Source organism: Leucobacter komagatae (assembly GCF_006716085.1).
GTDB classification, from domain to species: domain Bacteria; phylum Actinomycetota; class Actinomycetes; order Actinomycetales; family Microbacteriaceae; genus Leucobacter; species Leucobacter komagatae.
Genome location: NZ_VFON01000001.1, coordinates 276,976 through 290,337 on the forward strand (window position 1 = coordinate 276,976; position 13,362 = coordinate 290,337).

Here is a 13,362-nt window from a genome sequence, read left to right on the forward strand (position 1 = left end):
AAGTAGAACTTTAATGTTGCTCGTACTTGAAGGTTGAGGGGACCAGGTGGCCATGAACCAGAACTACCTCGCGGTGATCAAAGTTGTCGGCGTTGGCGGCGGCGGCGTCAATGCCGTGAACCGCATGATCGAGCTCGGGCTCCGCGGCGTCGAGTTCATTGCGGTGAACACTGACGCGCAGGCCCTGCTCCTGAGTGACGCCGACGTCAAGCTCGACGTCGGCCGCGAGCTCACCCGCGGTCTCGGCGCCGGAGCCGACCCCGAGGTTGGCCGCCGCGCTGCCGAAGACCACGCGGAAGAGATCGAGGAGGCCCTCGCCGGGGCCGACATGGTCTTCGTCACCGCTGGCGAGGGCGGCGGAACCGGCACCGGTGCTGCCCCCGTCGTTGCGCGCATTGCGAAGTCGATTGGCGCCCTCACCATCGGCGTGGTCACCCGCCCCTTCAGCTTCGAAGGCAAGCGCCGCGCTGCGCAGGCCGACGCCGGCGTCAACACGCTGCGCGAGGCCGTCGACACGCTCATCGTCGTGCCGAACGACCGCCTGCTCGAGATCAGCGAGCCCGGCATCAGCATGATTGACGCGTTCGCCGCGGCCGACCAGGTGCTCCTGGCCGGCGTGCAGGGCATCACTGACCTCATCACGACCCCCGGCCTCATCAACCTTGACTTCGCAGACGTGAAGTCTGTCATGCAGGGTGCCGGCTCCGCGCTCATGGGCATCGGCTCGGCCCGCGGTGCCGACCGCGCGATCAAGGCTGCCGAGCTCGCGGTCGCCTCGCCGCTGCTCGAAGCGTCAATCGAGGGTGCGCACGGCGTGCTGTTCTCGATCCAGGGTTCCTCGAACCTCGCGCTGAGCGAGATCACCGAGGCCTCCACGCTCGTGCAGGATGTGGTGCACCCCGAGGCGAACATCATCTTCGGTACCGTCATCGACGAGACCCTCGGCGACGAGGTGCGCGTGACGGTCATTGCCGCTGGTTTCGACGAGGAGCCCAACGTGCAGAACCGCTCGGCCGCCGCCGACCGTGGGCGTCGCGCGGGTCACGTTGAGAGCATCGAGGAGGCGTCGGCTGTGAGCGCGGCGCTCGCCGGTACCGGCGCTCGGGCGACCGACGCTGCCTCGGCCGACGAGCCGGGCGAATTTGGAGGTGCGCTCGCGCACCCGCCCGTTGAAGAGCAGCTGCGCGACCCCGCGTTCGACGGAGACGATGACGACGATCTCGACATCCCGGCATTCCTGAGGTAGGTGCGGCGTGAGTCTCACCGAAGCTCAGCCCGGCTACGAGGGCCTTGCGGATCGCCTGCACGCCGTGCAGAGCGGAATCGCGGACGCGTGCCGAGCGGCCGGGCGCGACGCTTCCGAGACGACGCTCATCGTGGTGACGAAGTTTCACCCGGCGAGCCTCGTCTCGGCGCTCGCCGACCTCGGGGTCCGCGACATTGGCGAGAACCGGCACCAGGAGGCCCAGGCGAAGGCCGCGGAGCTCTCGGGGCTCGACCTGAACTGGCACTACATTGGGCAACTGCAAACCAAGAAAGCCCGGCAGGCTGCGCAGTACGCTTCGGCCATCCACTCGATTGACCGGGCTCGGCTCGTGGATGCGCTCGCGAGTGCCGACCGGACGGTCGACGCGTTTCTGCAGATCAACCTCACCGACGACCCCGGTCGCGGGGGAGCGGCGCCGAGCGAGATCGAGTCGCTCACGGAGCAGATGCTCGGAACCCCGACGCTTCGACTCAGGGGAGTCATGGCGGTCGCCCCGCTCGAGGAAGCCGCAGCGAGCGCGTTCGAACGACTTGCCGGGTATTCCGACCGCGTGCGCGCCCTGGCCCCCGAGGCCACTGCGATCTCCGCAGGAATGACCCACGACTACGCGGAGGCTATCGCGGCCGGGGCGACACACCTGCGGATCGGCAGCGCAATCACAGGAAACCGGCCAGATGCCCGATAGTCTCAGTGCAAACAACCGTTGGGAGAACAGATGAGCAACCCGTTGAAGAAGACAATGGTGTTCCTCGGACTTGCCGAGGAGGGCCTCGAAGAGGAACCGGTCGTTCAGGCCGCGCCCGAGCGTGACCCTGCTCCCGCGGCCCAGGCCGCTGCGAAGCCGAGCCAGGCACCGCGCCCGGCCGTCGCGCCGCTGCGCCGCGTGACTCCCGTTCGCAATCAGGCACCACAGGCAATGAACGAGATCTTTACCGTCCACCCGACCGCGTACCGTGATGCGCAGGTTATCGCCGAGAGCTTCCGCGACGGCATCCCCGTCATCATGAACCTCTCCCGCATGAGCGACGAAGAGGCCAAGCGCCTCATCGATTTCTCGAGCGGCCTGACGCTCGGCCTCAACGGCCGGATCGAGCGCGTCACCAGCAAGGTCTTCCTCTTGACCCCCGAGCACATTGAAGTCGGAAGCGACGAGCCCCAGGCCGAAGCCGACGGGTCCTTCTTCGTGGCGCCCTCCGCATAGTGGAGATCGTCTATATCTTCACCACCGTTGTGCGCATCGCACTGCGGCTGTTCGTGCTGCTCTTGTGGGCGAGGTTTGTGCTCGACTGGGTAACGGTGCTGGCGCGTGGGTTCCGGCCCAAGGGTATCCTCGCGATCATCGTTGAGGCCGTCTACATGATCACGGATCCTCCGATCCGAATGTTCCGCAAGATCCTTCCTCCCATCCGCCTCGGCCAGGTCGCGCTTGACCTCGGCTGGTTCTTGACCATGTTCGCCTGCATTATTTTGCTCCGGATTATCCCGGGCTGGGCGTAAACACCGTAAGCTCATTGAGAATTTGCTAGCGTTGACGTGTAGACCGCGCAAGCGGTCCCACCCACAGAAAGAGATTTAACGATGGCCCTAACTCCTGAAGACGTTGTGAATCAGAAGTTCACGATCACGAAGTTCCGTGATGGCTACGATCTCGATCAGGTCGATGACTTCCTCGACACGGTCGTTGAAGAGATCCGTCAGCGCGACGCAGAGAAGCAGGAGCTAGAGGCGAAGATCGCCGAGCTCACCGCACAGCTTGAGGAGCGCGCTGCCGTCGCTCCCGCCGACGAGACGATCGTCGTCGACGCGCCCGTCGCGGCTGTGGCCCCCGAGCCCGTGGCGCCGGCACCCGCCGCAGACGACAGCGCACAGCGCCCCGACGCCATCAAGTCGAGCGCGATGCTGCAGATGGCACTCGAGCTGCACGACAAGTACGTCAGCGAGGGTGAGACCACCCGCGACGACCTCATCAACGCAGCTCAGACCAAGAGCACCCAGATGGTCGACGACGCCGAGCGCACCGCGCGCGAGCTCGTCGAGGAGGCACAGAAGCGCCGCACCGACGAACTCCGCGCGCACAGCGACGAAATGGAGCGCCTCAACCAGGTGGTTGCCGAGCTTCGCGGCTTCGAGAGCGAGTACCGCTCGACGCTCCGCTCGTACATCCAGTCCCAGCTTCGTGACCTCGACAGCTCGCCCGAGCCGCTCGTGAGGCCTGAGGGCCTCGAGTAAATCGAGGGTGAAGACAGCATCTTCAGCAGCAGCGGCACCAACTACCCGTCGTAGGGTGTTGGTGCCGCTGCTGCTCGTTGTCGTAGCGGCCACCGTACTGGTGAGCGACCAGCTCGTCAAGAACTGGGTTGTCGCGAACCTGCCCGAGGGCGAGAGCGTTCCCGTCATCGGCGAGTTCCTCCAGTGGCACTTCGTACGGAATCCCGGCGCCGCGTTCTCGATCGCGAGCGGGCAGACGTGGATCTTCACGATCCTCTCTGCCGTGGTCGTCGGCGTCATCGTCTGGCAGATTCGCAGGCTGCGCTCCATTCCCTGGGCGCTGTTCCTGGGGCTGCTGCTCGGCGGTGTGCTGGGCAATCTTACCGACAGGCTGACACGGGAGCCCGGGTTCCCTGAGGGCCACGTCGTCGACTTCATCTTCACGCCGTGGATGATGCCCGCGATCTACAACATCGCTGACATCGGCATCGTGAGCGGCATGATCCTCTTCGTGCTCATCACCATCTTCGGGCTGAAGATCGAGGGCGGTCGCGAGAAGCGCGGCGCCGACGCCGACGCACCAGAGGCCGACGACGCAGACGCATCTGCCGCCGACGACGAGAGGGCCGATGGTGGAACACCGTAGCCTGCCAGTGCCCGATGGGCTTACCGGCGAGCGCGCTGACGCCGCGCTCGCAAAACTACTCGGGTTTTCCAGGAGCTTCGCGCAGGAAGTCATCGCTGCCGGAGGCGTTGCGCTCGACGGCGAGATCATCCCGAAGTCCGCTCGTCTCGCCGCCGGCGCGATGCTCGAGGTGAGCTGGGAGGAGAAGACGGGCCCGACCGTCGTGCCCGTGCACCTCCCCGAGCTCGGCATCGTGTACGACGACGAAGACCTTGTCGTGATCGACAAGCCAGCGGGCGTTGCCGCGCACCCCTCGCTCGGGTGGACCGGCCCGACCGTGCTCGGTGCCCTCGCCGGCGCCGGTTACCGCATCGCCACCTCGGGCCCGCCCGAGCGGCAAGGGATCGTGCACCGGCTCGACGCTGGTACGAGCGGACTCATGATCGTGGCGAAGAGCGAGCGCGCCTACAGCCTCCTCAAGCGCGCCTTCCGAGACCGCGAGGTGACGAAGATTTACCACGCCGTCGTGCAGGGGCACCCCGACCCGTTCTCGGGCACGATCGAGGGCCCCATCGGCCGCCACCCCGGCCACGAGTGGAAGTTCGCGGTGACGAGCGACGGAAAGCCGTCGATCACGCACTACGAGACGCTCGAAGCGTTCCCGTTTGCGACCCTCCTCGAGGTTGAGCTCGAGACGGGCCGTACGCACCAGATTCGCGTGCACATGTCGGCCCAGCGCCACCCGTGCGTCGGCGACGCGATGTACGGCGCAGACCCGGTGCTGTCCGAACGCCTCGGCCTCACGCGCCAGTGGCTGCACGCGATGCGGCTCGGGTTCCGGCACCCGGGCACGGGCGAGCCCGTTGAGTTCGAGTCGACCTACCCGGCCGATCTGCAGCACGCGATCGACGTTCTCGACGCCTGACCCGCTGATGTGAGCCCACCGCAGATCCTGCGGTGGGCTCAGCGCTTTCGGCAGTCCCATAGCTTTGGGCGGCTACCGTGAGGTTGGTGACGCCCGGATCGGCACCATGAGGACCTCCTGCCTCTTCTCGAAAGGGGAGCGCTGTGCCGAAACAACCTCTTAGGGTGCTTTCGCTGAGCTGGGCCATACCCGAACACATCGGCGGCATGACCTCGGCCATGCTCGACCGTTCTGCGATGCTCGCCGAGGCCGGCTACGCCTGCGAGACGATGCTTTTTGTGCCGACGCAGCGGCGTGAGCACGACCGTGAGCGGCTCGCCGCAGAGGGGAGGCTGCCCGCCGCCGGGCCACTCACGAACCTCTGGGATATTCTCGCGGTCGCAGACACGCCGCGCCCTCCCGCGCGCGGGCTGCGGTTCACCGACGCCGCGCTCGGCCGCGAAACCACGCCCTGGGCCGATGGCGGGGCGGTACGGATGCGCACGCGGTGGGCCGACGACGGGACGACGGCGCTGCAAGTCGACCACTACCGCCCTGACGGCTCGCTCCTCGCCGTTGACCGGCGAGATGGCCCGGCGGTCGCTGGATCACCAAGCCGCAGAGTGACGCTCTTCGACCGCTCGGGAACTCCGGTGCGGGCGTGGCGGAGCATCTGGAGCCTGTATGCGTTCGCGCTCGACGCGCACCTTGGCAACGATCAGGCCGTGCTGTTCTACGACAGCAAGGTCACCTCCCGCTTCGCCCCGCGCTATCGCAGAGACGGAGTCGCGAGTGTGCACGTGATCCACAATCGGCACCTCGGGCACGCTCAGCCGCGGCCCTTCGGGGTGCTCTCGGCGACGCGCTCCGAGGTGATTCGCGACCTTGAGGCCTTCGAGCGCGTCGTGTGCTCAACCTCGGCGCAGCGCGATGATCTGCGCTCCCTGCTCGGCAGCGGGCCGGCGGTGAGCGTGATCCCTCCTGCGATTGCGGGAGGCGCGACCACAGCCGGCGAACTCCCGGGGCGCCAGGCGCCGCGCGCTCGAAAGCGCCGTCCCGCGCACGGGGTCGTGCTGAGCTCGCTCGAACCGCGGAAGCGCCTCGACCATATTGTGCGGGCGGTCGCGATTGCCAGGGAGACTCACCCGGAGATCACGCTCGACATCTTCGGCACGGGTGAGGGAGAACTCGAGCTGCGCGCGCTCGTCTCCGAGCTCGGCCTCGACGGGGTCGTCGAGCTGCGCGGGTATGCGGCCGATGCGAGACAGCGCTTTGCTGAGGCCTCGTGGACCGCGCTGTCGAGCACGCACGAGGGGTTTGGTATGGCGGTCGCCCAAGCGATGGCCGACGGCTGCGTCCCGTTTGCCTACGACATTGCCTACGACATTGCCTACGGCCCTGCCGAGCTCCTCAGTGAGATCCCGGGGTGCCTGGTGGCACAAGAGGACCCCCGCGCGCTCGCTGCGCGCCTCACCGCCTTCCTCGCGCGGCCCGAGGCCGAGTGCGAGCGAGTGCGCGCTGCGACCGCCCGCGAGGCCGAACGATTTCGGCCGGAGGTCATCGCGGCGAAGTGGCGTGAACTGCTCGCCGGCCTTGAAGTAGATCTCGCGGCGGGGCAGATCACCGCGGAGCGCCGCGAGGCGAAGCCGCTCTCCCTGCGCGTGTGCCGGCGCCCCCACTCGATAGCGATCGAGGCAGAGTTTGGCCTGTCGCGATCGCGCGAGCTCCCCGCGTCGGTCATGCTCGGGATCGCTGCCGCGAAGCCCGCGATCGAGTGGCGCCGCGCCGCACGGGTACGGCGGCTCCCGGGCACGCGGTACCGTGCGACCGTGACCCTTCCTGCGGCGGACTTTCCTGTGGCGTGTGACCGCGCGGGCTCCGGCGGCGTCGACATCGTGGCGGTGCTGGGCGGCGAGGGCCAGCCGCGCACGGTTATCGCGGAAGACGTGCGACTGAGCCCGTACCCCGCGACGGTGTTTGGGGTGCGTGGTGCCCGCCGCTGGGTTGCAGCGCTGCGCCGCAGGCTTCCTGGCGCGCGCGACTGAGGCGCGGGCGCTCCGCGGGTGGCACGCGGGCGGCGTGCCCTCTGCGGGCGCCTGCCCCGCGATCCTGGACATGGATCGAAGTGCGAGGCGGTACCCTTGAACAGTCTTCGAAAGGGGCTCTTGAGTGTCGGATTCTGACGGTTTCGTTCACCTCCACGTGCACAGCGAGTACTCGATGCTCGACGGTGCAGCGCGCGTCAAACCGCTCATGCAGGCGGTGGCAGAACAGGGCATGCCCGCGGTCGCGATGACAGACCACGGCAACACGTTCGGCGCGTTCGATTTCTGGAGCTCGGCGAAGGACGCGGGCGTGAAGCCGATCATCGGTATCGAGGCATACCTCGCCCCCGGTACGCACCGCTCAGACCGCACGAGAGTGCGGTGGGGCGACGGCGGTGGCGACGACGTGTCGGGCGGCGGCGCGTACACCCACATGACGATGCTCTCGGAGACGACCGAGGGCATGCACAACCTGTTCAGGCTGTCGAGCTACTCGTCGCTCGAGGGCTACTACTTCAAGCCGCGTATGGACCGCGAGCTGCTGCAGACCTACTCGAAGGGGCTCATCGCGACGACGGGCTGCCCGTCGGGCGAGATCCACACCCGCCTGCGCCTCGGCCAGTACAACGAGGCGCGCCAGGCGGCCGCCGAGTTCCAAGACATCTTCGGTAAAGACAACTTTTTCTGCGAGATCATGGACCACGGTCTCGAGATCGAGCGCCGGGTGCAGAAAGACCTGCTGGCGATCGCGCGTGACCTCGGGATTCCGCTGCTCGCGACGAACGACCTGCACTACGTGCGCGAGAACGACGCGGAAGCCCACTCGGCGCTGCTCTGCGTGCAGTCGGGCTCGCGGCTCGACGACCCGAACCGCTTCCAGTTCAGCGGCTCGGGCTACTACCTGAAGAGCGCCGCCGAGATGCGGCACATCTTCCGCGAGTTGCCCGAGGCGTGTGACAACACGCTGCGCATCGCTGAGCGGTGCGAGGTTGAGTTCAACACCTCGGCGAACTACATGCCGCGCTACCCCGTGCCCGAGGGCGAGAGCGAGGACAGCTGGTTCGTGAAGGAGGTCGAGAAGGGCCTCCACTACCGCTACCCGGGCGGCATCCCCGACGCGGTGCGCAAGCAGGCCGAGTACGAGATCGGCGTCATCATTCAGATGGGCTTCCCCGGCTACTTCCTCGTCGTCGCCGACTTCATCAACTGGGCGAAGGCGAACGGGATCAGGGTGGGCCCGGGCCGTGGTTCGGGCGCGGGCTCAATGGTGGCGTACGCGATGAGGATCACTGACCTCGACCCGCTGCAGCACGGACTCATCTTCGAGCGGTTCTTGAACCCCGACCGCGTCTCCATGCCCGACTTCGATGTCGACTTCGATGATCGCCGCCGCGGCGAGGTCATCAAGTACGTGACCGAGAAGTACGGCGACGAGCGCGTCGCGCAGATCGTGACCTACGGCACGATTAAGTCGAAGCAGGCGCTGAAGGACGCGTCGCGCGTGCTCGGTTTTCCGTTCGGTATGGGAGAGAAGCTCACGAAGGCGATGCCGCCTGCCGTCATGGCGAAGGACATCCCGCTTTCGGGGATCACCGACTCAGAGCACCCGCGGTACAAGGAGGCGGCCGAGTTCCGCGCCGTGCTGCAGGAAGATCCAGACGCGAAGCGGGTCTACGAGACCGCGCTCGGGCTCGAGGGGCTGAAGCGTCAGTGGGGCGTGCACGCCGCCGGCGTCATCATGTCGAGCGACCCGCTCATCGACATCATCCCGCTGCAGAAGCGCGAGCAAGACGGCCAGATCGTCACGCAGTTCGACTACCCGACCTGTGAGGGCCTCGGCCTCATCAAGATGGACTTCTTGGGGCTACGAAACCTCACGATCATCTCCGACGCGCTCGAAAACATCAGGCTGAACCGCGGGGTCGAGCTCGACCTCGAGCGGCTCGAACTCGACGACGCGCCGTCGTACGAGCTGCTCGCCCGCGGCGACACGCTCGGCGTGTTCCAGCTCGATGGCGGCCCGATGCGCGGCCTGCTGCGCCTCATGAAGCCGGATAACTTCGAGGATATTTCCGCTGTGCTCGCGCTGTACCGCCCCGGCCCGATGGGCGCAGACTCGCACACGAACTACGCGCTGAGAAAGAATGGGCTGCAGCCCATCACGCCGATTCACCCCGAGCTCGAGGAGCCGCTGAAGGACGTGCTCGACACGACCTTCGGCCTCATCATCTACCAGGAGCAGGTGATGTCGATCGCGCAGAAGGTCGCGGGGTTCTCGCTCGGCCAGGCGGATATTCTCCGTCGCGCGATGGGCAAGAAGAAGAAGTCAGAGCTCGACAAGCAGTACGAGGGCTTCTCCGGGGGCATGCACGAGCGCGGCTTCAGCGACGCCGCGGTGAAGGCGCTCTGGGACATCCTGCTGCCGTTCTCGGACTACGCGTTCAACAAGGCGCACTCCGCCGCCTACGGCGTGGTGAGCTACTGGACCGCATACCTGAAGGCGCACTACCCGGCCGAGTACATGGCCGCGCTGCTCACGAGCGTCGGCGACTCCAAAGACAAGCTCGCGATCTACCTCAACGAGTGCCGCCGCATGGGCATCAACGTGCTGCCGCCGGCCGTGAACGAGTCGTTCGCGAACTTCTCGGCGGTCGGCGACGACATCAGGTTCGGCCTCGGCGCCATTCGCAACGTCGGCACGAACGTCGTCGAAGCGATTCGAGAGGCGCGCGAGAAGAAGGGCAACTTCGAGACCTTCCACGACTACCTCAAGAAGGTCGCGCTTCCCGCCCTGAACAAGCGCACCATCGAGTCGCTCATCAAGGCCGGCGCGTTCGACGGCCTCGGTGGCACGCGCCGGGCGCTGCTCGAGATTCACGAGGGCGCGGTCGAGGGCGCGGTGAAGGAGAAGCGGGCCGAGGAGAACGGCGACGTCGGGTTCGACTTCGACAGCCTTTTTGCTGAGGCCGCGGAGGACTCAGGTGCCGGCGCCGAAGCGGTGTCGCTCGTTCCCGAGCGGCCCGAGTGGAACAAGAAAGACAAGCTCGCGTTCGAGCGCGAGATGCTCGGCCTGTACGTGTCTGACCACCCGCTGCGCGGGCTCGAGACGACGCTCGCGAAGGAGGCCTCTGCGACGGTCGAGCAGGTGACGAACCCCGACGCGAACTTCGACGGCGAGACTGTCGTGCTCGCGGGCCTCCTCACGAGCGTGCAGCACCGCACCGCGAAGTCGGGCAACCTCTACGGGATGGCGACGATCGAGGACTTCACGGGCGAGATCCAGGCGCTGTTCATGGGCAAGTCGTACCAGGAGTTCGGCCCGATGCTGCAGCCAGATTCGATCGTCGCGCTGCGCGGCAAACTCAACGCGCGCGACGACGGCATGTCGATGCACGCCTACGGTGTTCGCGGCATCGACGCCTCCGTGCAGGACGAGGCGGGAACGCTGTCGCTCACGCTTACGGAGTCGCGGGCTACGGAGCCGCTCATGGAAGAACTGCAATCGACACTGAAGCGCCACCCGGGCGATTCAGAGATTAGGCTAAACCTCATCACGCCGCACGCCGTGCGCGTGTTCGAACTGCGCGAGCGTGTGCGCATCTCGTCGGACCTGTTCGGCGAGCTCAAGGGCTTGCTGGGGCCGCGGTGCCTCATGGATGTAGAGGAGCTTGTATCGTGAACGACCTGCAGCAACGCATTATTCGGGAGCTCGGCGTGATGCCCGAGATCGACGCGGCCGCCGAGATCGAGCGCCGCGTCGCCTTCCTCGCCGACTACGCCGCGGCGCTGCCCGGCGTTCGCGGTTTCGTGCTCGGCATTTCGGGCGGGCAGGATTCGTCGCTCGCGGGCCGGCTCGCCCAGCTCGCCGCCGAGCGTCTCCGAGAGCGCGGCATCGACGCTGCGTTCTGGGCGATGCGGCTGCCGTACGGTGTCCAGCACGATGAAGACGACGCGCAGCTCGCGCTCTCCTTCATTCGGCCAGACCACACGGTTACCGTGAACATTGCAGACTCCGTGGACGGCATGGTCGCGGCGCTCACTGCGGCGACGGGCGAGCCCGTCAGCGACTTCAATAAGGGCAACGTGAAAGCGCGGGCTCGGATGGTCGCGCAGTACGGGCTCGCGGGGGATCGCGGGCTCATCGTCATCGGCTCGGATCACGCCGCGGAGGCGATCACGGGCTTCTTCACGAAGTTTGGCGACGGCGCTGCCGACGTTGTCCCGCTCCAGGGCCTCACGAAGGGCCAGGGCGCGGAGATGCTCACGGTGCTCGATGCCCCGGCCCGGCTGTGGCAAAAGGTTCCGACGGCCGACCTGCTCGACGGCAAGCCCGGCGAGACCGACGAGTCGAGCCTCGGAGTAAGCTATCCCGAGATCGACGCGTACCTGCGCGGTGAGCCGGTCTCGGATGCGGCGCGAGCCAACCTTGAGCGCCGCTTCCTCGCGACCGATCACAAACGACGGGTGCCGGTCGGCCCGAACGATGCGTGGTGGCGCAGCGAAGGAGAGAACGCATGACGACGACGTTTGTGCTTGCTGGCGGGTGCTATTGGTGCCTGGACGCGGCGTACCGCGCGCTTCGCGGAGTGGTCGCTGTGCGCTCTGGCTTCGCTGGCGGCGACACCCCGAACCCGACCTACGAGGCGGTCTGCACGGGCCTCACAGGCCACGCCGAGGTGGTCGAGGTTGAGTTCGACGAGGCCGTGCTGCCGGCTGAGGTTGTGCTCGACGCCTTCTTCACGATGCACGACCCGCGTCAGCTCAACCGCCAAGGGAATGACGTCGGCACCCAGTATCGGTCGGCAATGTTCTACGCTGACGAGACGCAGCGTGAGCTCTTTGAGGCCGCGCGCGTGCGCGCCGACGACGCGTGGGGCGGGGGAGTCGTGACCGAGATCTCACCGCTCACCGAGGTCTTCCCCGGGCCCGAGGAACACCAGGATTTCTTCGCGAAGAACCCCACGCAGGGGTACTGCCTCGCCGTTGCCGTTCCCAAGGTGAACAAGATTCGCGCCGGCTTCGCCGAGTACCTTGCTTAGCAGCCTGCCGAGTACCTTGCGCCCCGCCGCGCTCACCTACCGGGTGCTTGCGGCGGGCCTCATCGCGTTCGGCATCGTTCGCATCACCGGCGTCTTCGGCCCCGAGCCCAGCCTGGCGGCGTTCACCTTCTATACCGTGCAGAGCAACCTGCTGTGCCTGGTGTGGGTGGTCGCCCTAGTCGCTGTCACCGCTCGCGATCTCCGTCGCGGCGGTACCCGCGGCTTCTCGACGCCGTCGCCGCGGTGGAGCGCGGCCGTCATGATGGCGATTACCATCACGATGCTCGTGTACCTCGTCGTGCTGGTTCCGACCTCGTTCGTACAGGGCAGCGACTACGTGCCGTTCTCGCTGACGGACAACCTGATCCACATCTTCACCCCGCTCTTGCTGATTGTTGATTGGCTCGTGTTTGTCCCGAAGGGGAGGCTCCGCGCCGCCGACCCGCTGCTGTGGCTGCTTTTTCCGCTCGCCTACCTGGCTTTCGCGTTTGTCTACGGCGGGCTCGGGGGCGAGTTCTTGCCCGGGCAGCGCTACCCCTACCCGTTCCTAGACGTCGAAGCGAACGGTGTCGGTGGCGTCGCGCTGTGGGTCGCAGGCCTCGGCGTCGCGCTCGCCGGTATCGGCTACCTCTACTACTGGCTCGACCGAGCCCTCCCGCGGCGCCGCTAAGCCGACGCGAGGCGTGGCGTGAAACCGTTCTCTGAGCGCTCCTGAGCATCCTCCTCGCCCCCGACCGGGGCGCTGGCCGCAATGTCGGCCTCGTCGGGGGCCTCAGGCCGGTCGCCGACTCCCTCGCCCGCGCCGCCTCCCTCACCCGCGCCGCCGTCATCGGAGGCGGGCCCCGCGGCGACCCCGGAGGCTTTGAGAAACGCGGTGACCCCGAACCGCACGTCGTGGCCGACCCCTTCGGCGTCGACCTCGACCGCGGTGCCCCGCTTGCCCTCGTGCTCCCAGTCTCGAAGCCGGAGCTTGCCGGCGACAACGACGCGGTCGCCCTTCTTGAAGGCCTGCTTCGCGTGCCGCGCGAGGCCGCGAAACGTATTGATTGTGAACCAGTTGGTGTGGCCGTCGACCCACGCGCCCGTCGCCGCGTCGTACCGCCTGTCTGAACTCGCGAGCCGGAACGTGCAGAATTCTGCGCCTCCCGCCGGAGTGAAGAGTTTCGGCTCGGTCGCGATTTGCCCGATCACGCTGATGTGCTGGGACATGTGGTGCTCCTTCGGTCAGGGCGGCGCCGGTGCGCGCGCCGTGGGGACAGCATGCCCGTGGGGTG

13 protein-coding genes are annotated in these 13,362 nt (G+C 67.0%); 12 read left to right on the top strand and 1 reads right to left on the bottom strand.

What is annotated here, in order from left to right; genetic code table 11:
* Positions 1 to 46: 46 nt before the first annotated feature.
* The 12 genes from ftsZ to FB468_RS01290 all read left to right on the top strand — a co-directional run bounded on the left by ftsZ (position 47) and on the right by FB468_RS01290 (position 12,758).
* Positions 47 to 1,246 carry a cell division protein FtsZ gene (gene ftsZ / locus FB468_RS01235; protein WP_141885747.1) on the top strand — a complete coding sequence of 400 codons (1,200 nt, stop codon included), beginning with the start codon at positions 47 to 49 and terminating at the stop codon, positions 1,244 to 1,246.
* 7 nt (positions 1,247 to 1,253) lie between these two features.
* Positions 1,254 to 1,952, top strand: a complete 699-nt coding sequence (locus FB468_RS01240; RefSeq protein WP_246055678.1) for a YggS family pyridoxal phosphate-dependent enzyme — start codon at positions 1,254 to 1,256, stop codon at positions 1,950 to 1,952.
* Positions 1,953 to 1,982: 30 nt separating this feature from the next.
* A complete protein-coding gene (locus FB468_RS01245) occupies positions 1,983 to 2,468 on the top strand; it encodes a cell division protein SepF (RefSeq protein ID WP_141885748.1) in 486 nt (161 codons plus the stop codon).
* Positions 2,468 to 2,764 carry a YggT family protein gene (locus tag FB468_RS01250; RefSeq protein ID WP_141885749.1) on the top strand — a complete coding sequence of 99 codons (297 nt, stop codon included), beginning with the start codon at positions 2,468 to 2,470 and terminating at the stop codon, positions 2,762 to 2,764. Before FB468_RS01245 ends, FB468_RS01250 begins: the two co-directional genes overlap by 1 nt.
* Positions 2,765 to 2,845: 81 nt before the next feature.
* Positions 2,846 to 3,496: a DivIVA domain-containing protein gene (locus FB468_RS01255; protein ID WP_141885750.1), complete on the top strand. Its 651-nt coding sequence runs from the start codon at positions 2,846 to 2,848 to the stop codon at positions 3,494 to 3,496.
* Between the two features lie 7 nt (positions 3,497 to 3,503).
* Positions 3,504 to 4,121, top strand: coding sequence for a signal peptidase II (lspA, locus tag FB468_RS01260; RefSeq protein WP_342777239.1), 618 nt, complete (start codon positions 3,504 to 3,506; stop codon positions 4,119 to 4,121).
* Complete coding sequence (locus FB468_RS01265) at positions 4,108 to 5,025, top strand: RluA family pseudouridine synthase (protein ID WP_141888047.1); 918 nt, start codon at positions 4,108 to 4,110, stop codon at positions 5,023 to 5,025. Before lspA ends, FB468_RS01265 begins: the two co-directional genes overlap by 14 nt.
* Positions 5,026 to 5,168: 143 nt before the next feature.
* The gene (locus tag FB468_RS01270; protein ID WP_141885751.1) at positions 5,169 to 7,049 is read left to right on the top strand and encodes a glycosyltransferase; all 1,881 of its coding nucleotides are present in this window, start codon (positions 5,169 to 5,171) and stop codon (positions 7,047 to 7,049) included.
* Positions 7,050 to 7,224: 175 nt separating this feature from the next.
* The gene (gene dnaE / locus FB468_RS01275; protein WP_425460817.1) at positions 7,225 to 10,728 is read left to right on the top strand and encodes a DNA polymerase III subunit alpha; all 3,504 of its coding nucleotides are present in this window, start codon (positions 7,225 to 7,227) and stop codon (positions 10,726 to 10,728) included.
* Positions 10,725 to 11,567: an ammonia-dependent NAD(+) synthetase gene (nadE, locus tag FB468_RS01280; protein WP_141885753.1), complete on the top strand. Its 843-nt coding sequence runs from the start codon at positions 10,725 to 10,727 to the stop codon at positions 11,565 to 11,567. The genes dnaE and nadE overlap by 4 nt, the downstream gene beginning before the upstream one ends.
* Complete coding sequence (msrA, locus tag FB468_RS01285) at positions 11,564 to 12,088, top strand: peptide-methionine (S)-S-oxide reductase MsrA (protein ID WP_141885754.1); 525 nt, start codon at positions 11,564 to 11,566, stop codon at positions 12,086 to 12,088. The genes nadE and msrA overlap by 4 nt, the downstream gene beginning before the upstream one ends.
* On the top strand, positions 12,081 to 12,758 hold the full coding sequence (locus FB468_RS01290) for a Pr6Pr family membrane protein (RefSeq protein WP_141885755.1): 678 nt from the start codon (positions 12,081 to 12,083) through the stop codon (positions 12,756 to 12,758). Before msrA ends, FB468_RS01290 begins: the two co-directional genes overlap by 8 nt.
* Here FB468_RS01290 and FB468_RS01295 read toward each other — a convergent pair.
* Complete coding sequence (locus tag FB468_RS01295; protein WP_141885756.1) at positions 12,755 to 13,297, bottom strand: single-stranded DNA-binding protein; 543 nt, start codon at positions 13,295 to 13,297, stop codon at positions 12,755 to 12,757. The genes FB468_RS01290 and FB468_RS01295 overlap by 4 nt on opposite strands.
* Positions 13,298 to 13,362: the final 65 nt, after the last annotated feature.